This window comes from Actinomadura sp. 21ATH, from assembly GCF_041951345.1.
Taxonomy (GTDB): Bacteria; Actinomycetota; Actinomycetes; order Streptosporangiales; family Streptosporangiaceae; genus Spirillospora.
Genome location: NZ_JBGNUR010000001.1, coordinates 416,262 through 440,931, shown reverse-complemented (window position 1 = coordinate 440,931; position 24,670 = coordinate 416,262). Strand labels below are relative to the sequence as shown.

20 protein-coding genes and 1 riboswitch are annotated in these 24,670 nt (G+C 73.0%); of the genes, 14 read left to right on the top strand and 6 right to left on the bottom strand.

Features of this window, described 5'->3' with window-relative positions; all coding sequences use genetic code 11:
• The first annotated feature begins 80 nt into the window (after window positions 1-80).
• The 9 genes from ACA361_RS02120 to ACA361_RS02080 all read left to right on the top strand — a co-directional run bounded on the left by ACA361_RS02120 (window position 81) and on the right by ACA361_RS02080 (window position 14,122).
• A complete protein-coding gene (locus ACA361_RS02120) occupies window positions 81-1,088 on the top strand; it encodes an alpha/beta hydrolase (protein ID WP_375010037.1) in 1,008 nt (335 codons plus the stop codon).
• A 66-nt stretch (window positions 1,089-1,154) separates the two neighbouring features.
• Complete coding sequence (gene ychF / locus ACA361_RS02115; protein ID WP_375010036.1) at window positions 1,155-2,246, top strand: redox-regulated ATPase YchF; 1,092 nt, start codon at window positions 1,155-1,157, stop codon at window positions 2,244-2,246.
• 435 nt (window positions 2,247-2,681) lie between these two features.
• Window positions 2,682-3,668 (top strand): conjugal transfer protein, encoded by a 987-nt coding sequence (locus ACA361_RS02110; RefSeq protein ID WP_375010035.1) that lies wholly within the window; start codon window positions 2,682-2,684, stop codon window positions 3,666-3,668.
• 67 nt (window positions 3,669-3,735) lie between these two features.
• Entirely contained in the window at window positions 3,736-4,020 is a 285-nt protein-coding gene (locus tag ACA361_RS02105; protein WP_375010034.1) for a hypothetical protein, read from the top strand.
• A 53-nt stretch (window positions 4,021-4,073) separates the two neighbouring features.
• Entirely contained in the window at window positions 4,074-7,145 is a 3,072-nt protein-coding gene (locus ACA361_RS02100) for a TcpE family conjugal transfer membrane protein (protein WP_375010033.1), read from the top strand.
• A 115-nt stretch (window positions 7,146-7,260) separates the two neighbouring features.
• Window positions 7,261-9,774, top strand: coding sequence for an ATP-binding protein (locus ACA361_RS02095; protein ID WP_375010032.1), 2,514 nt, complete (start codon window positions 7,261-7,263; stop codon window positions 9,772-9,774).
• A gap of 185 nt (window positions 9,775-9,959) precedes the next feature.
• Window positions 9,960-12,401, top strand: coding sequence for a type IV secretion system protein (locus ACA361_RS02090; protein ID WP_375010031.1), 2,442 nt, complete (start codon window positions 9,960-9,962; stop codon window positions 12,399-12,401).
• A complete protein-coding gene (locus ACA361_RS02085; RefSeq protein WP_375010030.1) occupies window positions 12,402-13,061 on the top strand; it encodes a hypothetical protein in 660 nt (219 codons plus the stop codon). It abuts the gene before it with no gap.
• Window positions 13,058-14,122 carry an NlpC/P60 family protein gene (locus tag ACA361_RS02080; protein ID WP_375010029.1) on the top strand — a complete coding sequence of 355 codons (1,065 nt, stop codon included), beginning with the start codon at window positions 13,058-13,060 and terminating at the stop codon, window positions 14,120-14,122. Before ACA361_RS02085 ends, ACA361_RS02080 begins: the two co-directional genes overlap by 4 nt.
• 50 nt (window positions 14,123-14,172) lie before the next feature.
• Here the strand turns inward: ACA361_RS02080 and ACA361_RS02075 are convergent, their stop codons facing one another.
• The gene (locus ACA361_RS02075; protein ID WP_375010028.1) at window positions 14,173-14,601 is read right to left on the bottom strand and encodes a ribonuclease domain-containing protein; all 429 of its coding nucleotides are present in this window, start codon (window positions 14,599-14,601) and stop codon (window positions 14,173-14,175) included.
• Window positions 14,602-14,750: 149 nt separating this feature from the next.
• On the opposite strand from ACA361_RS02075, the gene ACA361_RS02070 reads away from it, so the two are divergent.
• Window positions 14,751-15,554, top strand: coding sequence for a Mut7-C RNAse domain-containing protein (locus ACA361_RS02070; RefSeq protein ID WP_375010027.1), 804 nt, complete (start codon window positions 14,751-14,753; stop codon window positions 15,552-15,554).
• Between the two features lie 23 nt (window positions 15,555-15,577).
• Window positions 15,578-15,991 carry a (deoxy)nucleoside triphosphate pyrophosphohydrolase gene (locus ACA361_RS02065; RefSeq protein ID WP_375010026.1) on the top strand — a complete coding sequence of 138 codons (414 nt, stop codon included), beginning with the start codon at window positions 15,578-15,580 and terminating at the stop codon, window positions 15,989-15,991.
• A gap of 74 nt (window positions 15,992-16,065) precedes the next feature.
• Here ACA361_RS02065 and ACA361_RS02060 read toward each other — a convergent pair whose 3' ends face one another.
• Window positions 16,066-17,106, bottom strand: a complete 1,041-nt coding sequence (locus ACA361_RS02060) for an NlpC/P60 family protein (RefSeq protein ID WP_375010025.1) — start codon at window positions 17,104-17,106, stop codon at window positions 16,066-16,068.
• A 7-nt stretch (window positions 17,107-17,113) separates the two neighbouring features.
• Window positions 17,114-17,255: riboswitch (cyclic di-AMP (ydaO/yuaA leader) on the bottom strand.
• Window positions 17,256-17,446: 191 nt separating this feature from the next.
• On the opposite strand from ACA361_RS02060, the gene typA reads away from it, so the two are divergent.
• A complete protein-coding gene (typA, locus tag ACA361_RS02055; RefSeq protein WP_375010024.1) occupies window positions 17,447-19,300 on the top strand; it encodes a translational GTPase TypA in 1,854 nt (617 codons plus the stop codon).
• Between the two features lie 68 nt (window positions 19,301-19,368).
• Here the strand turns inward: typA and ACA361_RS02050 are convergent, their stop codons facing one another.
• Complete coding sequence (locus ACA361_RS02050) at window positions 19,369-19,761, bottom strand: FHA domain-containing protein (RefSeq protein ID WP_375010023.1); 393 nt, start codon at window positions 19,759-19,761, stop codon at window positions 19,369-19,371.
• A gap of 27 nt (window positions 19,762-19,788) precedes the next feature.
• Between ACA361_RS02050 and ACA361_RS02045 the strand changes: the two genes are divergently transcribed.
• Window positions 19,789-20,094: a hypothetical protein gene (locus ACA361_RS02045; RefSeq protein ID WP_375010022.1), complete on the top strand. Its 306-nt coding sequence runs from the start codon at window positions 19,789-19,791 to the stop codon at window positions 20,092-20,094.
• Between the two features lie 144 nt (window positions 20,095-20,238).
• Window positions 20,239-20,775: a hypothetical protein gene (locus tag ACA361_RS02040; RefSeq protein WP_375010021.1), complete on the top strand. Its 537-nt coding sequence runs from the start codon at window positions 20,239-20,241 to the stop codon at window positions 20,773-20,775.
• On the opposite strand, the gene ACA361_RS02035 is transcribed toward ACA361_RS02040, so the two are convergent.
• From ACA361_RS02035 to ACA361_RS02025, 3 genes are all read right to left on the bottom strand, one after another.
• Entirely contained in the window at window positions 20,712-21,395 is a 684-nt protein-coding gene (locus ACA361_RS02035; RefSeq protein WP_375010879.1) for a 4Fe-4S single cluster domain-containing protein, read from the bottom strand. The two genes, ACA361_RS02040 and ACA361_RS02035, sit on opposite strands and share 64 nt — an antisense overlap.
• Window positions 21,396-21,427: 32 nt before the next feature.
• Window positions 21,428-23,278, bottom strand: coding sequence for an AAA family ATPase (locus ACA361_RS02030; protein WP_375010020.1), 1,851 nt, complete (start codon window positions 23,276-23,278; stop codon window positions 21,428-21,430).
• A gap of 246 nt (window positions 23,279-23,524) precedes the next feature.
• Window positions 23,525-24,661, bottom strand: coding sequence for a response regulator receiver protein (locus ACA361_RS02025; RefSeq protein ID WP_375010019.1), 1,137 nt, complete (start codon window positions 24,659-24,661; stop codon window positions 23,525-23,527).
• Window positions 24,662-24,670 lie beyond the last annotated feature (9 nt).

Below are 24,670 nucleotides of genomic sequence, written 5' to 3'. Positions count from 1 at the left end.
CTCACTTACATCCTCATACCGGAAGAGAACGGTGCACCCCCGGCATCGTTCGGCACCCCCGCCGTTGCGAGGAGGACGCCTTGACCACCAGCACGGAGCAGACCGCGGTGAGGCCCGTGGCACGGACGGCAGCGGAGCGGCGGGTGATGGCCGCGCTCGCCCTCGAACCCGGCGGCCCGCCCAGCCTCCAGGCCCGGATCGTTGGCCGGATCCTGCGTTCCGCGATCATGACCGCCTGGAACTCGCTGCCCGACACCGACGCCGGGCTCCGCCGCTTCCAGCGCGGCAACGACCTGTTCGCCCGCGTCCAGAGCGTCCCGCGCGGCGTCGCCGTCGCCCGCACCGACCTCGGGACCTGCGAGGCCGAGTGGGTCCGGGCCGGCGCGCCCGACGAGCGCAAGGTCTTCCTCTACCTGCACGGCGGCGGCTACTTCTTCGGCAGCGCCCGCCTCTACCGCCCGTCCAGCTGGCGGCTGTCGGCGGCCACCGGCCGTCCCGTCCTGGTGCCGGACTACCGGCTCGTCCCCGACCACACGCCCGCCGACGCGCTGGAGGACGCGGTCGGCGCGTACGACTTCCTCCTGCGCAGCGGGTACGCGCCCGACGACATCGTGGTCGGCGGCGACTCGGCGGGCGGCCACCTGGCCCTCGCCCTCCTGCTGAAGCTCAAGGAGCGCGGCACCGGCCTCCCCGCGGCCGCCGTCTGCCTGTCCCCATGGGTCGACCTGCTCTGCGAGTCCGACTCGCACCGGCTCAACGCGCGCAGCGAATCGATCATCCCGGCCCGCAAGCTCGCCTGGCTCGGCCGCCGCTTCTGCGCCGGCAAGGCCAAGGAGGACCCGGTCTTCGCGCCGCTGCACGGCGACCTGTCCGGCCTGCCGCCGCTGCTGCTGGTCGCCAGCGGCTCGGAGATCCTCCGGGACGAGACCCGCGACCTGGCCGAGCGCGCCCGCGCCGCCGGCGTCCGGGCCGTCTACCAGGAGTGGGACGGGCTGATGCACGTCTTCACGGTGTTCGCCGACTTCGTCCCGGAGGGGAAGGCGGCGTTCCGGCACATCGCCGAGTTCCTGCGCGGCGCCGAAGCCTGACCGAAGGTCTCCGTTCACCCGGGCGTCGTCCCGCCGTGGTCCGCGCGGCCCATAAACTTGTCCGCCGTGAGCCTCTCCATCGGAATCGTCGGGCTGCCCAACGTCGGCAAGTCCACGCTGTTCAACGCGCTGACCAAGAACGACGCGCTGGCCGCGAACTACCCGTTCGCGACCATCGAGCCCAACGTCGGCGTCGTCGGCGTGCCCGATCCCCGGCTGGACCGGCTGGCGGAGATCTTCGGCTCGGCCAGGATCCTGCCGGCGACGATGGAGTTCGTCGACATCGCCGGCATCGTCAAGGGCGCCTCCGAGGGGCAGGGCCTGGGCAACAAGTTCCTGGCCAACATCCGCGAGACGAACGCGATCTGCCAGGTCATCCGCGCGTTCGACGACCCGGACGTCACCCATGTGGACGGCGACACCGACCCGCTGCGCGACATCGAGACGATCAACACCGAGCTGATCCTGGCCGACCTCCAGACGATCGAGAAGGCCCTGCCGCGCCTGGAGAAGGAGGCGCGCACCAAGAAGGACAAGGACCAGCTCGCCGTCGTCGAGGCCGTCACCGCCGCGCAGAAGCTGCTGAACGACGGCACCACGCTCTTCGCCGGCGCCGAGCGCGCCGGGATCGACCTGGCCCTCCTGCGCGAGCTGCACCTGCTCACCGCCAAGCCGTTCCTGTACGTGTTCAACCTGGACGAGGAAGAGCTCACCGACGAGGCCCTGCGGTCCCGGCTGCGCGACATGGTCGCCCCGGCGGAGGCGATCTTCCTGGACGCCAAGATCGAGGCCGAGCTGATCGAGCTGCCGGACGACGAGGCCCTCGAACTCCTCCAGGGGATGGGCCAGGAGGAGTCCGGCCTGTCGCAGCTCGTCCGGATCGGCTTCGACACCCTCGGCCTCCAGACTTACCTGACCGCCGGGCCCAAGGAGGCCCGCGCCTGGACGATCCGCAAGGGCGACACCGCCCCCGAGGCCGCCGGCGTCATCCACACCGACTTCCAACGCGGCTTCATCAAGGCCGAGATCGTCTCGTACGACGACCTGGTCGCCGAGGGGTCGATGGCCGCCGCCCGTACCGCCGGCAAGGTCCGCATGGAGGGCAAGGACTACGTCATGCGCGATGGCGACGTGGTGGAGTTCCGTTTCAACGTGTAAGTTGCGCCGGTCGCGAGTGTCGAAGGGGCAGCCCGGAGGCCAGATTCTCATGGCCCGCCGGTCGGCGTGTCGCGTGGTGTTTTGTCGCAAAAAAGGCACGATGTCGGATTTGACGGGAAGAGATTGCGCTCCGGCGCGCCACGCGGTGACCAAGCACCCATCCGGTCCGGGGTGCTTGTCCGGAACCGCCTTTCGCACGTCGTTCGGAGTCCTGGATAGGAGATCGTCACCGTTTGGCAATCCATCCCGGCACGACCGAGGTGGATCGCCTTATCCACAACCGCGTGCCGGGGCTGTGCTTCGCCCCGATGCGCTGGAAGAATTGACGCTCGTGGTTACGCTGGGCCGAAGTGGGTTCGCGAAACCGCACCCCGTTACACGACCAGTTGCACAGATGACCGCGCCGACCGGGGGCGAGGCGCGAGCGGAGGCAGGATGGCTCGCAGGTCGGCCGTGGCACACGGCCGGGAGACCGCCGTGGAGCAGGAGCGCGCACTCCCGCCCGCCGACGATCGGCGGGCGAACGGCGCCGCCCGGGGCGGCGACCGCTCGCGCGCGGGCCGCTGGGGCGGCTCCGGCGGCCGCTGGTGGGTCTGGCTCGGCCGCGCCATCCTGTGGGCGGTCATCATCGTCATCCTCGTCAACGGCATCCGCGCCCCGTTCGAGCGCTTCACGTCCGACACCGCGGCCTCCGGCGGCGGCGCGTCGCCCCAGAAGGGCGCCGGCTTCCCCGCCAGCGCCGGCGGCGCCTTCGCGCTCCAGTTCGCCAGCGTCTACCTGAACTACGACCAGAAGAGCGCCGCCGCCCGCGAGGCGCAGCTGCGCGCGTTCATCCCCGAGGGCGCCGACGGGCAGTTCGGCTGGAACGGCGTCGGCCAGTCCCAGGTCCAGTCCGTCCAGGTCGCCGGGGTCGACGCGCGCGACGCCAACAACGCGGTCGTCACCGTCCTCGCCCGCAGCGCGGACAAGTGGTTCCGGCTGGCCGTCCCCGTCTACAGCAGCAACGGCGCGTTCGTCATCTCCGCCCGTCCCGCGCTGCTGCCCCCGCCCGCCAAGGCCGCGCTGCCGCAGCAGGGCGTACGGGAACGCGACAGCGCGCTGGAGACCGAGCTGAGCCCCGTCCTCACCACGTTCTTCCAGGCTTACGCGCGCAACGACCAGGCCGCGCTGGCGCGCTTCGCCACCGGCGCCCCGATCACCGGGCTGACCCCCGACTCGGTCACGTTCGTCCAGGTGCGCGAGGTCAACGCGCCCCGCGGCGGCGCCGGCGACCGCACGGTCACCGCCACCGTCGCCTGGCAGATCCCCGGCGCCGCCGCGGGCGGCGAGCTGGAGCAGACCTACGAGCTGGCGATGGTCAAGAAGGACAACGCCTGGTACGTCAAGGAAATCCGCGGCACCACAGAGCCGGGTGCGTCATGACGGGACCGCGGCGTGACCGCACGCCGTCCCCCCGGGGCACCCGCCGACCCAGGAAGGTAGTCAGTCGATGCTGCACCACTTGATGGCGTCGATTCCGTTCGAGGTCCTGGCGGCGCCGAACGACGATCTGCAAACCGACCAGCTCGCCGACTGGCTGCGGCAGATATTCGGCCCGCTGTTCCTCGTGATCGTGTCCATCGTGGCGATCTTCTTTCTCTTCACCCGCGAGATCACGCGGTTCGTCCAGTTCATCCTGCTCGCGATCGGAATCGGGGTGATCTTCTACGTACCGAACATCATCGAAGTCACGGCCAGGGCGATCGCCCGGGCCCTGGGAGTGGACTTGACCTGACCCTCGGCCGGGGTCAGGCGGCACTGTGCTCGCACAGTTAGGGGAGTAGGGGCGTGGATCTACCCACGTACACGAACATCTGGCGCATCGAGAAGAGGCTGTACAAGCTGTACGACCTGCGGCTGCCGATGCCGCTGCCACTCGTCCAGATCGGCGTGTTCGCCGGCGTGTTCGTCCCCTGGATCCTGCTACTCAAGATCGTCGGCATCCCGTTCGAGTCGCCGTGGCACGTCCTCTACATCGTCCCGCCGGGCGTCCTCACCTGGCTGGCGACCCGCCCCGTCATCGAGGGCAAGCGCCTCACCGAACTGCTCCTCTCCCAGACCCGCTACCTCGCCGAACCCCGCACCTGGTGCCGGCTGACCCCCATCCGCGAGCCCCGCGAGGTCGTCATCGTGGCCCGCGTCTGGCGCCGCCCGCAGGCCCCCGCCCCCGCCGCGGCCCCCGAACGCGCCGCCCTCAAGACCCGCCGCAAGGCCCGCAAGAGAGGGCGCGCCGAGGAGATCCCCGCGTTCACGCCCACGGCCGCGCTCCCGCCGACCCCCGCCATCGCCTCCGAGCCCCGTCCCCTCGCCGAGCACGCCGCCCAGCGCGACTGGGGCACCCTGGGCACCGAGGACGACGTCCACGTCGCCGGCACCCCCACCACACCCGCGCCCGCCACCGTCGCTCCCGCCGCCGGACCTCCGGCCGCCTCCGCGCCCGCCGCGCCGGCGGCCAAGCCCTGGCGCCGCTCCACCCGCGACATCGCCCACGAGGAAGAGGCCCGCCCCGACCTCGAACGCCCGCCCGCGACCCCCCAGCTCGAGTTCGGCGCCTCCGGCAAGCGCGCCTTCGCCTCCGGCATCCGCCGCGCGGGCAGCCCCCCGGAATTCTGGAAGACCCCCACCCCCGCCGACGCGTCCGCCACCCCGCCGCGGGCATCGGACGCCCAGCACGCGGCCGAGCCCACGCCGCCCACCGAGCAGCCCCCGGCCTCCGCTGCGAACACGGCCACCGACCTGCCCGCCTCCCCGCCAGGCGCGCCCGCCACCCGGCCGCAGACGCCGGACGCCCAGCACGCCGCCGAGTCCACGTCGGGCGCTGAGCAGGCTCGCGCTGCGGCCGCGGACACGGTCACCGACCTGCCCGCCTCCCCGCCAGGCGGCGCCCCCGGCGACGGCTCGTCCGGCGACGCGCCCGCCATGCGGCCGCATGGGGCGGGCGATGAGGTCGCCGCCGAGTCCACGTCGGCCACGGGGCAGGCCCCCGCCTCGGCCGCGGACACGGTCACCGACCTGCCCGCATCTCCGCAAGGCGGCGCCCCCGGCGATGATCCGCACGCGGCCGGCGGGTCGGGAGCGGGTTCGGAGGGCGAGGGCGTGCCCGCCGCGCTGGAGCAGCTGGAGCGTGAGGACGCGCCTGCGGCGGCCGGTGAGCCGGCGGCCGATGGGGACGCGTTCGGTACGCGGCCCGAGTCGGTGGCTCGCAGCGAGGCCGAGCGCACGGGCACGGTGGAACGCGACGAGAGCATCGAAGCGGCCAGGGCGTCCGACGGCCAGGCCGCGCCCGCGGACACCGCGGAGGAGTCGGCGGGCGACGTGCGGCCCGCCGCCACGCGTCCGGACATCCCGCAGCGGGCACCGGAGACGCGGCCGGACATTCCCCAGGTCGCGCAGGCGAAGCCGACGCGTCCGGACATCCCGATGGTCCCCGGCGCGTTCGGGGCGGCGGAACGGAACGACGCGGAGGCCCCCCGGCGGGAGCCGCCCAAGCCGTGGTCCGAGGAGCTGTCCAATCCGCTGCGCGCGGCCACCACGGACGCCCTTGTGTGGCCCCCTGTGCCCGCGCCGCGAGGCGAGCGTCCCGCTGGGGCCCCCAACGAGGCGCAGCCGCCTGCGGAGGCGGAGCGGCCCGCAGGGGACCTTCCTGCCGAGGAGCTGCCCGTCGAGGAGCCGCCCGCGTACGCGGAACGGCCTGGTCGGGCGGAGTCGCCCTCGGAGGTCGCGCCGTCCGCTCAGGACGAGTGGGCCGGGCGGGCGCGGTGGCCCGTTCAGGAGGAGTCGCAGGATCAGGTGGAACGGGCCGTCGGGGGGCATGCGAGCCGGGCGCCGATGTCCGGGGCCGCGGCCGGGTACGTGCAGGAGGAGCCGCCGCGGGAGGTGCGGTCGGGACCCGCGTCGCCGGTGCGGCCGCGGCCGCTGCCGCCGCCTCCGCCCGCGCCGCCGTCCGAGCCGGCGATCACGCCGCCCGACCCGGAGCAGGAGACGCACGGCGGCGGCGGGCTGCGCAGGCTCATCCACGCGGTCGGCGGCGGGCACGGCGAGGCGGACGCCGAGTACCAGCAGCGCCTCCAGCAGCCGTTCCAGGGGACGCGGCACATCGTGGTCCTCGGGTGCACGGGCGGCGCGGGCCAGACCGTGACCGCGCTGATGCTGGGGCACACGTTCGCGCAGCACAACGGGGAACCGGTCGTGGCGATCGACGTCAACCCCGGGCCGGGCGCGCTGGCGCGGCGCACGCGGAGCGAGACCAACGAGACGCTCACCGGGCTCATCACGCGCGCCGACCAGGTCAACAGCCTGACCGCGATGCGCAGGTACACGTCGCAGGCCAAGTCGGGCCTGGAGGTCGTCGCCGCGGGCAAGAACCCGCTCCAGGCGCTCGACGACCGCGACTACGCGCTGGCGATGCGGACGATCGACCGCTTCTACTCGGTCACGCTGCTGGACGCGGCGGCGGCCGTGGTCGCGCGGGTGCTGCCGTACGCCGACCAGGTCGTGCTGGTGGCCCCGGCGAGCGCCGACGCGCCGCGCGCGGTGGCGATGACGTACGAGTGGCTCGACGGCCACGGGTACGAGGAGCTGCGCTCGCGCGCCGTGACCGTCATCAACGGGGTGAGCCGCCGCAGCATGGACGACGTCGAGCAGGCCGAGTCCGTGGCGCGCGGCCGTTGCCGGGCGCTGGTGCGGATCCCGTGGGACGATCATCTGAGCATGGATCGCGCGCCCCGCAACGAGCTCAGATCCCTGCGCGCACCGACCCGGCGCGCCTACCTGGCCCTCGCCGGCGTCGTCGCCGGGGGGTTCGCCGAGGTGCCCGAGCGTTACCAGGAGCGTCAGCAGGAGCAGGAGGCCACTCGATGAGCCCCGCGAGCAGTCGCGTGCCGGCTGGACCGAGGAGCGGCGGGAGCTTGCGACCAGAGCGACGAGGGAAGCCGGTGCGTGAGCACGGCTGCGAGCCGCTGAGCGGAGCGAAGCGATGAGCAGGGCGTCGAAGGCGCGGTCGACGCGGCTGGGCGTGCGGTACTTCGACGACCGGGTGCTGCTCACCGACACCGCCGCCTGGGCGTACTTCCGGCTGCCGACGGTGTCGTACGAGTTCACCACCGGCGAGGAGCGCGAGGCGCTCGCCACCAACATCACGATCGCGCTGGCCGGCATCCGGATGCAGGACGCCGAGATCCACCTGCGGATCGCGCACCGCACGTATCCGGCGGCCGACTGGGCGCTGGCGCTGGACAGGACCTCGGACGGGGGGCCGGGCTGGCGCGAGTACCTGGAGGAGACCTACGCCCACGTGTGGGCCAAGGACTTCTGGACCAAGGAGGTCTACCTCGGCGTACGGCTCGGGCCGCGCGGGGTGGGCGCGCAGTTCTCCGGCGGGGTGCTGGCGCAGTGGCTGGGCTTCTACAAGCGCAGCGAGCAGGTCCTCGGCATCACCGACGACGCGATCGACAAGAAGGAGATCGCGCGCTGGACCGACCAGGCCGAACGGGTCGGCCGCGCGCTGGCGGGGTCCGCCCTGTACGCGCGGCACGCCGCCTCGACCGAGGTCGCGTGGATGTTCCAGCACGCGGTGACGGCGTCGCTCGCCGATCCGCCGCCGTCGGCCGTGCCGCGGCGGACCTGGGGCAAGGGCGAGATCGAGTCGCTGGTGGAGGGCGCCATCCACAACGGCCGCTCCTACCTGCGCGTCGAGCAGCCCAACTTCAACGGTGTCGGGCCGGGCGCGACGGCGCAGTCGTACGTGGCGTACCTGTCGTTCGCCCGGTTCCCGGACATGATGCCGTTCCCGGACGGGGAGCCCTGGTTCCACTACGCGGACGCGCTGCCGTTCCCGGTGGAGATCAGCTCGCGGATGAAGCTGATCCCGCCGGCGAAGGCGTCCAAGGACGTCTCCCGCAAGCTCGCGCACGCGCGGGACATGGACCAGCACATCCGTGAGGCGGGCGTGGAGGCGCCGATCGCGCTGGCCGAGCAGATCGACGCGGCGCGGCTGCTGGAGCACGGCATCACCAAGGAGCGGCTGCCGTTCGTGTACGGCTGGCACCGGCTGATCGTGTCGGCGCCCACCGAGGAGCTGCTGGCCCAGCGGGTGGACGCGGTCGTCGAGCACTACCGCGACATCGGCATCGACGTCGTGAACTCGACCGGCGACCAGTTCTCGCTGTTCATGGAGACGCTGCCGGGCGACCGGCTGCGGCTCAACGCGTACGCGCAGCGCCAGCCGTTGCGCACGATCGCGGGCGGGATGCCGGTGGCGACGGTCGACCTCGGCGACCGCACCGACGACAACGGCGAGGGCTGGATCGGCCCGTACATCGGCGAGACGCTCGGCCGGGCGCGGTCGATCGTGCACTTCGACCCGCTGGTCGCCGCGGCCCGCAACCGGCCGACCGCGGTGGCGATCACCGGTGAGCCGGGCGGCGGCAAGACCACCCTCGCGCTGCTGCTGATCTATCAGATGGCGCTGCGCGGGGTGACGATCGCGGCGATCGACCCCAAGGGCGACGCCGAGTCGCTGGTCGAGCTGCTGCAGGCGCGCGGCCGGAAGGCGCGGACGCTGCCGCTGGGCTCGGCCGCGCCGGGGCTGCTGGACCCGTTCTCGTTCGGCGACGACCTCGCGGCGAAGAAGACGATGGCCACCGAGACGCTGCGGCTGCTGCTGCCGCGGATGTCGGAGGAGCGCGAGTCCGCGATGATCCAGGCCGTCGGCGCCGTCGCCAACGGCGACCGGCCGTCGCTCGGCAAGGTCGTGGACCATCTGGAGGGCTCGGCCGACCCGGCGTCCAAGAACCTCGGCGCCGTGCTCCGCTCCATGTCGGAGATGCGGCTCGCGCGGCTGTGCTTCGACCCGTCCGGCGGCGAGCGCATCGACACCGCCGGCTGGACGACCGTGTTCACGCTCGGCGGGCTGACCCTGCCGGACGTGGCGATCTCCCGGGAGGACTACTCGTACGAGCAGCGCCTGTCGGTCGCCCTGATGTACCTGGTCTCCCAGTTCGCCCGGAGGCTGATGCACGGGCTCGACCGGCGCATGCCCAAGGCGATCTTCCTGGACGAGGCGTGGGCGATCACCTCGACCCCGGAGGGCGCCAAGCTCATCCCCGAGGTGTCGCGGATGGGCCGTTCCCGCAACACGGCGCTGATCCTGGTGTCGCAGAACGCCGGGGACCTCTTGAACGAGCAGGTGACCAACTGCCTCTCGTCGGTGTTCTCGTTCCGCTCCTCCGAACGCGTGGAGGTCGGGAACGTCATGTCTCTGCTGGGGGTGGAGACGTCCGACGAGCACAAGGCCGTGCTGCGCAACCTCGGCAACGGTGAGTGCATCTTCCGTGACCTGGACGGGCGCGCCGGCCGGATCGGCGTCGACCTGATCTCCGAGGAGCTGCGGCACTGGCTGGACACCAACCCGACCCGGTCCCGCCCGGGTCAGGCCGAACTCACGACCTCGGGGGCCGAAGCCGCTCAGGGGCAAGGTGGAGCCGGGTGAACACGAGAGGTCAGTCGATGAGCCGTCCCCGCATGCCGGATCGTCAACTGGGCCGCGCGACCGCGCGCGGGCTGCAACGTTCGCCAGCGGCGGGACTCGACCGCGCGGCGCTGCGGAGCTCCCGCCGGAGGACAAGGCGCGCCGCCAGGCCGAGGACGCGCCGCTCGGCGGTCCTGCTGATCCTCATGTCCCTGTTCCTCCTCAGCCCGATCTCGCCCGCGGTCGCCGACATCCCGCTGCCCGGCGTGGGCGACGCCTGCCGCCCGGCCGACAATCCCGCGCCGGAGCAGTACGGCTCGGGTACGGACGGGCTGATCAAGCCGCCGGACTATCCGAACGAGCAGCTGAAGAAGACGCCGGTCGAGCAGCTCACGTACTACGACCGGTACGGGACGGCCGGGCAGCACTGGTACGCGGTCGACATGGGCTGTTCCGACGCGATGGCCATGATGGGCAACGCGCTCGCGAACACCACGTTCACGCTGGTCAGGGCGATCGACCGGACGACGATCAGCGTCTACCAGGCGGCGGCGTCCGAGTCGCTGCTGGGCTGGCTGAAGGACACCGTCGACGGTGTGATCAGCGACATCGGCAAGACGTTCAACGCCCGGTACTGGTCGTGGGTGGTCATCCTCGGCGCGATGTGGCTGGCCTGGTGGGGGCTGGTGCGGAAGCGGGCCAGCAAGGTCACCGAGGGCGCGATCTGGATGGTCGCGGCGATGGTGGCGCTGATCTGGCTGGTGGCGCGGCCCGCCGACTTCACCACGCTGGGCACCAAGGTGTCGGAGGCGACGAGCGCGGCGTTCAACGCGGCGCTGCCGCAGAGCGACGCGAAGGGCTCCACCTGCATCCCGCCGCCCGAGGGCCGCGCGGATCCGGCGAGCGCCGCCAACGTGGACGCGACCTCGCGCAACGCCAACGGGCTGTGGGTGGCGCTGGTCTGCAAGCCGTGGCTGATGGGGCAGTTCGGCACGACCGACCCGAACGCCAAGGTGGTCAAGGACAACGCCGACAAGCTGCTGTGGTCGCAGGCCGTCGACCTGCCGGAGACGCACGGCGGGCAGAAGGTCGACCTGGCCAAGAAGGCGGACGCGTACAAGGACGTCGCGAGCAACGTCAAGGAGGAGCACGCCGGGGTCTACCCGCTGTTCCAGGGCAAGAACTGGACGAGCCGGCTGGCGGTGGCGTTCGGCGGGCTGTTCGCGGCGCTGGTGGCCGGGCTGCTGATCCTGGTGATCGCGATCGCGCTGATCGTCGTGAAGATCGCCTTCCTGCTGCTGCTGGTGGCCGGGCCGATCTTCCTGGGCATCGGGATCCATCCGGGCATCGGCCGGGTGATCGCCATCAGATGGCTGGAACTGCTGCTGTCGATGCTGCTGAAACAGGCGGCGCTGATCGGCGTGCTGTCGCTGCTGCTGTGGGCGTACGGGCTGATCCTCGGCGAGACGCTGCCGTGGGGCCTGCAGATCCTGATGATCGCGCTGGTGACGGGCGCGGCGTTCATCTACCGGAAGCCGTTCCAGCATCTGTTCTCGGCGGTCGGGTACTCGGCGGTCGGTTCCCGGGAGAAGAGCGACGCCTCGCTGGAGAAGTCGATCGTGGAGGCGCGCAAGAACACCACGGCCGTCGCGGCCGCGGTCGTGCCGGGGGCGGCGGGCTACCGGCTCGCGCGCTACGGCAAGTCGGACGGTACGGGCGAGGCGGGCACGGCCGGTGCCGACGGCGGCGTCACGGCGGCCGGTACGGCGAACGACCGGCGCAGCGGCGCGGCCGGGGCGGGCGAGGGCCCGTCGCCGGAGGCGGCGCCGGTGCTGGCGGCCAAGCCGCGCGGCGGCGGCGTGGCGGCGGCCCAGGGGCGGTCGCGGCGCGGCGCGCCCCCGCTCAACCTGCCGTCCCGCGCGGGCGCGCTCGGTGACGCCCGTACCGACGGCGGCGCCGCGGCCGGTGCCGCGGCCGGTGCCGCGGGCGCCGGTGCGGGCGGTGCGTCCGGGGGTGGCGGCGCGCTGGCCGGGGCCGTCGTGCGCGGCGGGAGAGGCGACTCGGGGACCGGCGGGGGCAAGTCCGCCGGTGGCGCCGGTACGGGCGGGGGCACGGCACGTCCGACCTCGTGGGCCCGGCCGGGCGCCGGCTCCGCGGGCGGCGGCTCGTCCGTCACGGGCGGCGGCAACGGGAACGGCAGAGGCACCGGCGGCAACGGCGGCGCCGGACGCGGCTCCGGCGGCTCCGGCGGGGCCGGGGCCGGTGCGGGCGGTGCTTCCGGTGGCGGCGGCTGGTTCGGTGGCAGCGGGAGCGGGCGCGCGTCCGGTGGCTCCGCCGCGTCCTCCGGGCGGGGACGCGGGCGCGCCGGCGGCGGGTCCGGAAGCGGCGGCTCGGCGGGGTCCGGCGGCGGCAGGGGCGGCAACGGCTCGTCCGGCGGCGGGGCCCCGGCGAAGGGCGGCGGCTCCGACCCCGCGTCGAACGTGCCGAAGCCCCGTACGGGCGCGTCCGGCGCGGCGCCCGCGGGCGGTTCCGGCGGGCGGCCGGCGCCCCCGCCGCTGTGGGGACGCCGCGACTCGGGCGGCGGCCACGAGCCGCCGATCCCGTTCTGGCTGCGTCCGGTCGACGGTGATGCGGAGCGGGACGACTAGATGAACCTGACGGACCGTCAGCGCAAGTGGCTGTTCGCGGGACTGGTGCTGGTGCTGGCCGCGGTCGGTGTCTACCTGACCGTGGCGGCGCCGAGCGGCGACCCGGGCGGCGAGGAGAGCGCGAGCCCCCCGCCCGCCGCGACCGCGGGCCCCACCGGGCCCGCGTCCCCGCCGCCGGGGATCTCCGGCACGGTCTCGGCTCAGAACTTCGACCTGTACCGCCTCCTGCCGTTCTCGCAGCAGGAGTTCGCGACGGCGGCGGACCTGGCGCAGCGGTTCACCGCGGCGTACGGGACGTACCGCTACGACGAGGACCCCAAGGTCTACACCGACCGCCTCGCCGGGATGGTCACCGAGCAGCTGCGCGGCGAGCTGCAGCGCGGCGCCGCCTCGCCGGGCCTGCTGGAGGAACGGCGGCGGCAGCAGATCGTCGCCCAGAGCACGGCCACCCTCGACCGCGTCCGCGACATCGAGGACAACTCCGTGATCTTCCTGGTGACCGGCAAGCAGCGGGTGACCAAGGGCGGCAAGGAGGGCCAGGAGAGCCAGCAGTACGCGGTGACGGTCGCGCGCGACGGTTCGGCGCTGCGCGTGTACGCGTTCGGTCCCGCCGACGCGGGCCAGGCCGGTGACACCGCCGGCACCGGTGACACCGAATGAACCGGCGCAGGCTGCTGACCGCGGCGGCGCTGGGCGCGGTGGCGACGGTGTTCGGCGCGCTGATGATCGTTCCGGTGCTGTTCGGGGCGAGCCAGTTCATGTTCGGCGGCGGGGGCGCGGGCGCGGCCTGCGTGGACGTGTCGCAGGCGGGGTCGCAGCCCTCCGAGGCGAACGACGCCCGCGCCATCCCGGCGAACTACCTCGACCTCTACAAGAAGGCGGGCAAGGACTACGGCATCCCGTGGAACGTCCTCGCCGGCATCGGCAAGGTCGAGACCAGCCACGGGACGTCCCGGCTGCCCGGCGTGCAGAGCGGCGAGAACTACGCGGGCGCGGGCGGCCCGATGCAGTTCCTCGCGGCGACGTTCAAGTCGTTCGCCGTCGACGGCGACAAGGACGGCAAGAAGGACCGCTACGACCCCGACGACGCGATCCCGTCCGCGGCCCGCTACCTCAAGCACAACGGCGCCCCGGAGCGGATGCGGACGGCCCTGTTCATGTACAACCACTCGTGGGACTACGTGAACCTCGTCCTCGACTGGGCCAAGAAGTACGTGGGCGGCGACTTCAAGATCGTGCAGTCGAACGGCGTCGAGTGCCAGGACAACCAGCTCCCCGGCAACGCGGGCGAGCTGGTCCAGCGCATCATCGCGTTCGCGATGGCGCAGCGCGGGAAGCGGTACATCTTCGGCGCGAACGGCCCGGACGCGTGGGACTGCTCCAGCCTGCTCCAGGGCGCGTACCGTTCGGTCGGGCTCAGCATCCCGCGCACCACGTTCCAGCAGTGGCCCTGGGGCGTGAAGATCGAAAAGGGCAAGGAGCAGCCCGGTGACCTGGTCTTCTTCAACTCGGGTCCGGGGACGTCCGCCAACAATCCCGGCCATGTCGGCATGGTGATCAGCGAGGGCAAGATGATCGTGGCGAGCTGCTCGACCTGCACGCCGAACATCGGCGTCAAGTCGTACAAGCGCTCGGACTGGATCGGCACGACCCGCCCGCTGGCCCGCCCGGAGATGAAGCGCCGGGTCGCCGAGCTGGCCGCCCAGCCGCAGCAGGACTGACCGGCCGGACGGCCGCGCCGGCGGCCCGGCCGCGCCGGCCGTCCGGCGGCTCAGCAGGCGAAGTCGATGTCGGAGAAGCTCTCGTAGTGGTCGTCGGTGTAGTACATGCCGTCGTGCCCCTGGTCGCCCGAGGTGACGATGCGGCGGGCGCCGCGGTGGTCGGTGCCGGGCGTCTCGACCGTGTACTCGCGGTAGAAGCCGGCGGGCTCGTCCGGGAGGAGGCCCTCGCGGTTGTGGAAGACGGTGCCGTCCTGGGGATAGGGGTACGGGCCGCCCCGGTCGATGAGGCGGACGGTGGTGCCGGCCTCGGGCGGCAGGTCGGTCGCGCAGATCGGCGGGACGTCGGCGGCGATGACGGCCGCGAGCGCGGGCGGCCCGGCGAGCGGCCGGTCGCCGGTGCCGGGCGGGCCGGCGGGGACGAGGAAGGCGGCGGCGACGAACGGGAGCAGGAGCGGCAGCAGATGGCGGGGGAACCTCATGTGACCGAGTGTGCGGGCGCGACCCCGGAACCGGTCAAGGCGGGCGCGGCGGTTTCAGGGGAAGTTGCCGTCCGCGTTACCCGCGCTTCGGCGCCCACGGCCCGGATCAATTCGGTCGACAACGCGGCGCCGCGTGGCATGCTGGCCGCGTGGAGCCCGCGACGACGATCTCGATCGACGACGAACTGCTGATGTTCCTGCCCTCGGCGCGCCGCCGGGCGCGGCAGGAGGTGGCGCACGACGGTACCTCGACGCTGGGGCACATCGTGGAGTCCCTGGGCGTGCCGCTGCCGGAGGCCGGGCGGCTGCTGGTGGACGGTGTCCCGGTCGAGCCCGGGCACCTGCCGGCCGCGGGCGAGGAGGTACGGGTCGAGGCCGTGTCCCGGCCGCAGCACGTACCGCTGGAGCCCGGCCAGACCGCGCCGCGGTTCCTGCTGGACGTCCACCTGGGCACGCTGGCGCGCCGGATGCGGCTGCTCGGCCTGGACACGGCGTACCACAACGACATGGACGACCCCGCGCTGGTCGTCCAGGCGAACGCGGAGCGCCGGGTGCTGCTGACGCAGGACCGCGGGCTGCTGCGGCGCCGGGCGCTGTGGTTCGGCGCGTACGCGCGCGGCTCGCGCCCCGACGACCAGCTGCGCGACCTGCTGGAGCGCTTCGCGCCCGAGCTGTCGCCGTGGACCCGCTGCACCGCCTGCAACGGCGTGCTGGCCGCGGTGGACAAGGAGGAGGTCGAGCGGCAGCTGGCCGACGGCACCCGCCGCAGCTACGACGTGTACGGGCGCTGCACCGACTGCGGCCAGGTCTACTGGCGCGGCGCGCACGGCGGCCATCTGGAGCGGATCGTCGAGGACGCGACGGCCGTGGTGGCGGCGGCGCGGGCGGCCGGCTCTGCGCCCGGTTCCGCGCCCGGCCCGGCCGCCGGATCGGCGCGCAGCGCGGCCTCCTGAGACGCCCGGCCCGCCCGTCCGGCATGATGCCGGGCAGAGAGGGGCTGGTCACGATCAACGTAGTGGTGGGCGCGGCGATCATTTCCGGGGGACGGCTGCTGGCCGCGCAGCGGGCCGAGCCGCCGGCGCTGGCCGGCGGCTGGGAGTTTCCCGGCGGCAAGGTCGATCCCGGCGAGACGGACGAGGACGCCCTCGTCCGCGAGTGCCACGAGGAGCTGGGCGTCAAGATCGCCCTGGCCGAGCGGATCGGCGGCGACTGGCCGCTGGTCCTGGGCGGCGTGCTGCGGGTGTGGACCGCCGCGATCGTCGAGGGCGAGGCGCGCGCGCTGGAGCACCTCGCGCTGCGGTGGCTGGGCCCGGCGGAGCTGTACGACGTGGCGTGGCTCCCCGCGGACCTGCCCATCGTCGAGGCCGTACGGCCGCACCTGAGCGGCTGAGGCCGCGTACGGGCGGCCGGCTGCCGGCGGGGCGCGGGTGGACCGGCGGGCCCGCGCCGGCCCGCCGGCCGGTCTCAGGAGATCCGGTTGGCGCCCGCGTAGTCGGAGCGGTCCGACATCTTCGAGATCTTCACCACATCGCCGGTCTGCGGGGCGTGCAGGTACTTGCCGTCGCTGAGGTAGATCCCCATGTGGTGCAGGCTGGAGCCGAAGTAGACCAGGTCGCCGGACCGCAGCTCGCCCCTGCTCACCTTCCGGCCCTCGCCGTACAGGGCGCCGGTGTAGTGGGGGAGGCCGGGCTTGCCGACCTTCCCGTACGCCCAGACCACCAGGCCGGAGCAGTCGAAGCTGTTCGGTCCCGCGGCGGCCCACACGTACGGGCTGCCGATCTTGGTGAGCGCCTTGCGGGCCATCTTGGCGGGCAGGTCGGAGCCCTTCACGGTGGCCTTGAGCCCGGTCTTGGGGTCCCTGACCCGGGTGGTGGTCAGCTTGTCCAGCTGCCTGACGACCTCGGCGACCTTGGAACGGGCCGTCTCGCGGGCCTGCGCGGCCTTGGTCGCGGCCTGCTGGACCTTGGCGGTCTCGGCCCTGGCGGCGTTCTGCGCCCGGGTGGCCTGGTCGATCTGCGCCTGGAGGCGGTTCACGGCGGCGGCGCGGCTCTGCGCCAGGTACGCGGAGGCCGACAGCCCGGAGGTGTCGGTGCCGGCGCCGTAGAACATGTCCGAGCCGCCCGCCATGTAGTTGGCGGCGGCGAGCCGGCCCAGCTCCTCGCGGGCGGGCGCGGCCTGCTGCTGGAGGCGCGCGGCGGTCTGGGCGGCGGTCCGCTCGGCCCGCTGCGCGGCCTTCAGGTCGACGCGGGTCTTGTTGTACGCCTCGGTCAGCCTCTCGGCCTCGGTGTTCAGCGCGTCCAGGCGCTTGCGCAGCTCGCTCTCGGACGGCTTGGGCTGCGCGGCGGGGGTGGCAGCGGCCCGTACGGCCGGGGGCGCGAGCGTGGGCGCGGCCGCCGGGTGCACGGCGGCCTCCGCGGCGATCGGGGTCAGCGCGCCGAACGCGACGATCGAGGCAGCGGTGAGGGAGGGCACGGCGAAGCCGCGCCGTTCGCGAGCCGGTGACAAACCGGTGAACTCCTCTCCTTGGCCGCCTACCGGGTTAGCTGACGGGTTCGGGCCAGGAGTCGCCCTACGGCGCGCGGGAGTGCGCGCCGATTCACCCCAGGGGGCCTGGGTCCCCGGTTCCCCCGAGGGGGATTCGGCGGTGTCCGGCCGTCGTCCCGGGGGGCGGGACTCGGAACGACCGGATTACGGGAGAGTACAAAGTCCGGGCAAAGTTGGCCAAATAGCAAGATGTGCGGCGCTCGGGAAGACGGGAGCGGGCCGTCGACGTTGTACGGCCAGTAGAATCGAAAGAGTCGCAGTCTGCGGCGGAACCCCACACTCTCACCCAAGGCGAGACCGCATGCCCATCTCCACGCGTGACGACCTCCGGAACGTCGCGATCGTCGCCCACGTCGACCACGGGAAGACGACGCTGGTCGACGCCATGCTCTGGCAGTCCGGGGCGTTCCGCGACAACCAGGACGTGGACGACCGCGTCATGGACTCCGGCGACCTGGAGCGTGAGAAGGGCATCACGATCCTGGCCAAGAACACCGCCGTCCGGCACGCCGGGATGACGATCAACATCATCGACACGCCCGGCCACGCCGACTTCGGCGGCGAGGTCGAGCGCGGCCTGTCCATGGTCGACGGCGTCGTGCTCCTGGTGGACGCCAGCGAGGGCCCGCTCCCGCAGACCCGGTTCGTGCTGCGCAAGGCGCTGGCCGCGAAGCTGCCGGTGATCCTCGTGGTCAACAAGACCGACCGGCCGGACGCCCGCATCGACGAGGTCGTCGACGAGACGTACGAGCTGTTCATGGACCTCGACGCCGAAGAGGACCAGATCGACTTCCCGATCGTCTACGCCTCCGGCCGGGCCGGCCGCGCGTCCCTCGCCAAGCCCGAGAACGGCGGGATGCCCGACAGCGAGGACCTCGAGCCGCTGTTCGACATCATCAAGCAGACGATCCCGGCCCCCTCGTACGACCCCGACGCCCCGCTCCAGGCGCACGTCACCAACCTGGACGCCTCCAGCTACCTCGGCCGGATCGCGCTCTGCCGGGTGCACTCGGGAGTCATCAAGAAGGGCCAGTCCGTCGCCTGGTGCAAGCGCGACGGCAGCGTCGAGCGCGTCCGGATCAGCGAGCTGATGATGACCGAGGCGCTCACCCGCAAGCCCGCCGACGAGGCCGGGCCCGGCGACATCATCGCGCTGGCCGGCATCGACGACATCATGATCGGCGAGACCCTCGCCGACCCCGACGACCCGCGCCCGCTGCCGCTGATCACGGTGGACGAGCCGGCGATCTCGATGACGATCGGCACCAACACCAGCCCGCTCGCCGGCCGCGAGAAGGGCACCAAGGTCACCGCCCGGCTGGTCAAGGACCGCCTGGACCGCGAGCTGATCGGCAACGTCTCGATCCGGGTGCTGCCCACCGAGCGTCCCGACGCCTGGGAGGTCCAGGGCCGCGGCGAGCTGGCGCTGGCCATCCTCGTCGAGAACATGCGCCGCGAGGGCTACGAGCTCACCGTCGGCAAGCCGCAGGTCGTCGCCCGCGAGATCGACGGCAAGAAGCACGAGCCCGTCGAGCGGCTCACCGTCGACCTCCCCGAGGAGCACCTCGGCGCGGTCACGCAGCTCATGGCCGTCCGCAAGGGCCGCATGGAGCACATGACCAACCACGGCACCGGCTGGATCCGGATGGAGTTCCTGGTCCCCGCCCGCGGCCTGATCGGCTTCCGCACCGAGTTCCTCACCGAGACCCGCGGCACCGGGATGGCGCACCACGTCTTCGAGGGCTACGAGCCCTGGTTCGGCGAGCTGCGCACCCGCCCGTCCGGGTCCCTGGTCGCCGACCGCACCGGCGCCGCCACCGCGTACGCGATCACCAACCTCCAGGAGCGCGGGACCTTCTTCGTCGGCCCCACCACGCAGGTGTACGAGGGCATGATCGTCGGCGAGAACTCGCGCTCCGACGACATGGACGTCAACATCTGCAAGGAGAAGCAGAAGACCAACATCCGCTCCTCCACGGCCGAGAGCACCGAGACCCTCACCCCGCCCCGCCTGCTCACCCTTGAGGAGGCCCTGGAGTTCGTCCGCGAGGACGAGTGCGTCGAGGTCACCCCGACCGCCGTACGGCTCCGCAAGGTCGTCCTGGACGCCAAGGAGCGCGAGCGCACCCGCGCCCGCGCCAAGCGCGCGAGCTGACGCCCTGGAAAGCCCGAGGGCCGCTCCGTCGTACGGAGCGGCCCTCGGGCTTTCTGCGGTGCTGCCGCTTACTTCAGCTGGACGGTGCCGGTCACGTCGGCGGCCAGGCGGAGCTGGTCGCCGTCGCGGAGGGGGGCCTCGACGCCGCGCGGGAGGCGCTCGCCGTTGACGAAGGTGCCGTTGGTGGAGCCCTCGTCGCGGACCCAGGCCGTCCCGGACGGGTCGAGCCAGACGGTCGAGTGGCGCCGCGACACGTTGTCGTACTGCGTGAACGTGGCCGCCACCGGCGACTGGCCCGCGTCCCGGCCCAGGACCAGGTGCTGGCCGACCGAGACCTTGAGCTCGCCCGTGGGGAACAGGACCCGCAGCACCGGCGTGCCCTGCTGCGGCAGCGGCCGCAGGCAGGAGTCGCACTGCGCGGCGCTCGGGTTGCTCAGCACGGCCTCGCAGTAGGGGCACATCAGGCCCGTGCTGTCGGGACCCGGACGGTGCTGCCCTTGCTGGTCCTGCGGGAGCAGGGTGGCCTCGCGGCCGTGCGGCGGGGGCTGGAGGCCCTGCTGGGGCGCCTGCCCGTACGGGTTGTCGGCCGGGCCGGGCTGCTGCGGCTGGCCGTACTGGCCGCCGCCCTGCGGCTGCCCCCACTGGTCCTGCTGCGGGGGAGCGCCCCACTGGTCCTGCTGGGGCTGGCCCTGATGCTGCTGGTGCTGCGGCGGCGGGGGCTGGTGCTGGTGCTGGCCGCCTCCGTGCTGCGGCTGCGGTGGCTGCTGCTGCGGCTGGCCCCACTGGTCCGGTGAGGGCGGCGGGGGAGCGCCCCACTGGTTCTGGTCCTGCTGGGGCTGGCCCTGCTGGCCCTGCTGGGGCGAGCCCCACGGGTCGTTCGGGACCGGCGGCTGCTGCTGCGGCTCGCCGTACTGGGGCTGCGGCTGGCCGTACTGGTCATGCTGGCCGCCGCCCTGCTGGTACTGGGGCGGGCCGGGCGGCTGGTGCGGGTTCTGCGCCGGGGGCTGCTGCTGGCCCTGCTGGCCGTACGGGGCGCCGAACTGGGCGTCGCCGCCACCGCCGCCGTACGGGTTGTCGCCCGGGCCGGGTTGCTGCGGCTGGCCGTACTGGCCGCCGCCCTGCTGGTGCTGGCCGCCCTGCTGCTGGTGGTGCTGGGGAGCCTGCTGGTGGCCGCCGTACGGGTCCTGCCCGTACTGGTCCTGCTGCCCGTAGGCGGGCTGCTGGTCCTGGCCGTAGGCGGGCTGCTGCCCGTAGCCCTGCTGGGGGCCGGGCGGGGGCGGAATCCGCGGTGGCTGCTGGTCGTCGTACGCCGGTCCCTGCCGGCGGCCGCCCCCGGCGCGCGCCAGATTGGCCCCGCAGCTCAGGCAGAGCAGATCGCCCTGCTGGAAGGGCTCGTCACAGACAGGGCAATTCAAGGTCGCCATGACACTTCCCCCGCTCGTACCCCGGCGCGCTCCAGCGTCGATGTGAGGTGATCCATGTCACCTCTCCGCGGGATCCCGATGTAGTACACCCGCCTTCCCTCCGGCCCTTCGTCCACGGACACCTGAACTCGGGGCCCTGCGTCCTGTTCTTCCTCAACCTGGTCGGCGCCGCTCAGGGCCCCGTATCTCGCCTGTCCCAGGGGGGACAGTGGTACGACGCGCTGGTTGGCCGACCCCCTCCAGAGTAGAGAGCCGCTCTGGGCGTGTCGCCCCCTCGGGTTGAGCCGATCGATGTACGGCCCCGTGATGACGGCGTCACACGACTCCAGGATCTCGCGCGCCTCCGGGGAACGCGAGAGCCGAGAGTAGACATATCCGCTGTAAACGAGAATGTCCAATGGAATCGTCTCATGGTGGGACTCGTCCCGCCACCTGCGGATACCGCGCACGAGCGCCGCCAGCGCCGCGGGCTGCTGGAACGGTTCACCGCCCGAGATCGTCACCCCCTCCACCGGCCCGGGCAGGCTCTTCAGCCACCCCAGCACCGTCTCCACCGGCACGTTCCTGGCCGGATCCGCGTCCCACGTGTCCCGCGAGAGGCAGCCCTTGCAATGGAGCGTGCAGCCCTGCGTCCAGATACCCGCGCGGACCCCGGGGCCGAGAGTGGTCACCGGATAGTGCGCCTTCGCCAGCAGCAGCCCGGTCACAGCAGGTCCAGATGGACGATGCTGCCCTCCCGCCGGATGCCGGACACGGTGATCCGCTCGTCGGGCACCAGCTCCCGGTCGAACAGCGCCCGGGCGAGGGGGTTCACGAAGTACGACTCCAGCGCCATCCCGATGCCCCGGCCGCCCTTGTCCAGCTCGGCCGTGCACCACTCGCGCAGCGTGTTCAGCGCGTCGCCCTTCACCGCCAGGATGAGCCGGTGCTCGTCGGTCACCCGCCGGCAGATGTTGGCGAACTGGAGATCGAAGATCTTGTTGGCGGCCTCGGTGCCGATGAAGTCGAACACCACGATGTTGTCGCCGAACCGGTTGAGCAGCTCCGGCCGGTTCAGCACCTCGGTGAAGTGGTCGGCGACCGCGCCCTTGATGCGGTGCTCCACCTCGTCGTACGACATCCCCGGCGTGATGTTCTGGATCCGCGGTGCCGGCGGCGACGCCACGTCCGACCGGGCCGTGATGTCGCGGCCCTGCACGTACATCCCCAGGTTCGACGTGAAGATCAGGATCGACTCGGAGAAGTGCACGGTGTTGCCGCGGCCGTCGGTCAGCCGGCCGTCCTCCAGGATCTGCAAGAACTTGTCCAGGATGCGCGGATGCGCCTTCTCGATCTCGTCGAACAGGATCACCCGGAACGGGTCCTCCCGCACCGCGTTGGTCAGCTCGCCGCCCGCCTCGTGCCCCACGTACCCGGGCGGCGACCCGATCAGCCGGTCCCCGGAGCCCTCCCCGGAGAACTCGCTCATGTCGAACCGCAGGTACGCCGACTCGTCCCCGAACACCAGCTCGGTGATCGCCTTCGCCAGCTCCGTCTTGCCCGTACCGGTCGGCCCGGCGAAGAACAGCACCCCCCGCGGCCGGCTCCCGGACCGCGTCGCCTGCGCGCCCGACAGCCCCAGCACCGCCCGCTTGAGGATGTCGAGCGTCTTGGTCACCGCCTGCGTCTGGCCGATCACCCGTTCCGGGACCTTGCGCTCGCCGTCCAGCACCCGCCGCCGCAGATGGCCGCGGCTCCACGGGTTGTCGAGCACGCCCAGCTTGTACGTGCGCACCGCGTCCGGCAGGTCGGCCAGATCGACGTTGCGCTCCTTGGCCAGCCGGGTCACCTCGATCATCGACTGGAGCGTCAGCCCGTCGGCCTGCTCCGCGAACGCGTCGCACGCCGCCGCCGCGACCTGGTCGTCCTCCACGTTGCTCACGCCGAACGCCCGCGCCAGCAGCCGCGCCGTCTCCTGCCGGTCGCCCAGATGCGGCCGCGGGATCGTGATCTCGCGGATCGTCTCGTTGTCGGCGGTCAGCCACGGCGGCAGATCACCCGGCCGCTCCACCAGCCAGATGATCGGGTTGTAGAGCGGCTTGGGCCGCGCGCCCACCACCCGCACCGGCCGCGCCGACCGCGACAGCTTCGCGCAGAACCGGAAGAAGTCCCGCTCGGCCGGCTCCAGATCCGTCGGCGTCCGCGCGATCCGGGACGCCGAGTCGATCACGAACGCGGCGCGCAGGTTCTCCGACGGCCGCGCGATCGACGCCAGATGCCCCGTCAGCGCCTCCAGCGACGGCTTGCCGTCCTTGCGCTTCCCCAGCAGCTGGTCGGCCGCCCGGTGCGCCTCCTCGGAGATCTCGTCACCGGTGTCGGGATGCACCTGCAGCCCGTCCACCGGGTCGTACACCACCATGCAGGAGAACCCGCTCGACCGCAGCGACTCCCACAGCAGCTCCCGCAGCGGCAGCAGCCGCCCCGCCCCGGCACCGTCCAGGGGCGGCGCCAGAAAGCTGTCGTAGAGATTCCCCGACAGCACGTACTGGGAGTGCACGGAAAGCGTCGCGTCCAACTCCCTGATGAACGGCGGCCACCCCGGCAACCGCCCACCCAACGTCGGCGACTCGATGCTCATTGCCTCGCCTCCGCTCGGCGGCGAGCGGCCGCTTCACGCGGCGGCTTCCCTCGTCGCTCCAGTCGCAGGCTCCCTGCGCTCCTCAGTCCAGCCGCCACGCGGCCACTCGCGCTCATTGCCTCGCCTCCGCTCGGCGGTGGGCGGCTCGGGGCCGCTCACGTACGGACGGGGCCTTGCAGGCAGTCACTTCTCACGCTCCCGGCGGCGCTCGCGTTGGGCGGGTCGGGTCCCAGTCTGCCGTGCCGCGCCGGACACCGGCAGTTCCTGGACCCCCGGGGCGAGCCGCCAGGTGATCTGGGAGCGCACGCCGGCGGCCGCCAGCCGCTCCCTGGCGGCCTCGAACGCCTCGCACCACTCCCGCTCGCGCTCCACGTCCAGCCGCCGGTCGTCCTCGCTGCGGGCCGGGCTCGTCCGCACCATCTTGGCCCGCACGTGCGCCGCGTCGTCGACCCGCATCCGGATGCTGTGGTCCGGCCACGAGCCCCGCGACAGCACGACCGTGCCGTCACCGGCGGGGGCCAGCGTCTCGAAGCCGCCCTCGACGTCGTACCCCATCTCCTCGAACGCCGAGGTGATCGAGCCGAGCACGTACCGCCGCTCGGCCTCCGCCTGCTCCGCCGCGTCGCGCTCCGCCGCCCGCCGGCGTTCCTCCGCGCGCACCTCTTCCGTACGGCGGTTGGCCGCGCCGACGCGCAGCCGCACCTCGGTCAGCACGCCCTCGGCCTCCTCCGGCGAGGCCGCCTCGGCGAGCAGCCGTGCCGCCTCCGCCACCGCCCGCCGGTCGGCCTCCGTCGTGTCCGGCAGGAGGCGCGCGAGGACGCGCTCCAGCGTCCGGTGGACGTCCGCGCTCTCGGCGTGAGGCGGCGGCGCCGGCGTGCCGAGGTCGGCGCTCAGGCCCTCACCGGCCGGTACGGCGAAGATCTCCGCCGCGACCTGGCCCGCGAGATGCTCCGACAGTGCCCGCTCGGCCGCGTCCAGCTCCGGGTCGACGGCGGCGCACCAGGCCGTCAGCTCCTCTGCGGGCTGCTCGGCCGGGCGCAGCGGGCGCGGCAGCGCCACGTCGGCGCCGAGCTTCTCGCGCGTCTCCGCCAGCGCCGCCATCCGGGCGTTGCGCTCCAGGACCTGGCGCAGCGCCTGGTCGTACGACTCGGCCTCCGCCAGCGCCGCCGCCCGCGCCTCGGCCTTTCCCGCCGCCAGCGCGGCCAGCGCCTCCGCGCCGCGCCCCGCCAGCCCCGCCGTGCGCCCGAGCACGCGGTTCATCCCCAGGCTGAGGACGACGGCCGCGTCCAGCGCGATGTCGGCCTCGAGTCCGCTGCTCATGCCACCCCT

Excerpts from the sequence above, each read along its gene's own strand:
- ACA361_RS02110 (WP_375010035.1), top strand. The coding sequence starts at position 2,682 with ATGGCTCGCAGGTCGGCCGTGGCACACGGCCGGGAGACCGCCGTGGAG.
- ACA361_RS02105 (WP_375010034.1), top strand. The coding sequence starts at position 3,736 with ATGCTGCACCACTTGATGGCGTCGATTCCGTTCGAGGTCCTGGCGGCG.
- ACA361_RS02095 (WP_375010032.1), top strand. The coding sequence starts at position 7,261 with ATGAGCAGGGCGTCGAAGGCGCGGTCGACGCGGCTGGGCGTGCGGTAC.
- ACA361_RS02090 (WP_375010031.1), top strand. The coding sequence starts at position 9,960 with ATGTCCCTGTTCCTCCTCAGCCCGATCTCGCCCGCGGTCGCCGACATC.
- ACA361_RS02085 (WP_375010030.1), top strand. The coding sequence starts at position 12,402 with ATGAACCTGACGGACCGTCAGCGCAAGTGGCTGTTCGCGGGACTGGTG.
- ACA361_RS02080 (WP_375010029.1), top strand. The coding sequence starts at position 13,058 with ATGAACCGGCGCAGGCTGCTGACCGCGGCGGCGCTGGGCGCGGTGGCG.
- ACA361_RS02075 (WP_375010028.1), bottom strand. The coding sequence starts at position 14,601 with ATGAGGTTCCCCCGCCATCTGCTGCCGCTCCTGCTCCCGTTCGTCGCC.
- ACA361_RS02065 (WP_375010026.1), top strand. The coding sequence starts at position 15,578 with ATGATGCCGGGCAGAGAGGGGCTGGTCACGATCAACGTAGTGGTGGGC.
- typA (WP_375010024.1), top strand. The coding sequence starts at position 17,447 with ATGCCCATCTCCACGCGTGACGACCTCCGGAACGTCGCGATCGTCGCC.
- ACA361_RS02050 (WP_375010023.1), bottom strand. The coding sequence starts at position 19,761 with ATGTGCCCCTACTGCGAGGCCGTGCTGAGCAACCCGAGCGCCGCGCAG.
- ACA361_RS02040 (WP_375010021.1), top strand. The coding sequence starts at position 20,239 with ATGCTGGCCGCCGCCCTGCTGGTACTGGGGCGGGCCGGGCGGCTGGTG.
- ACA361_RS02025 (WP_375010019.1), bottom strand. The coding sequence starts at position 24,661 with ATGAGCAGCGGACTCGAGGCCGACATCGCGCTGGACGCGGCCGTCGTC.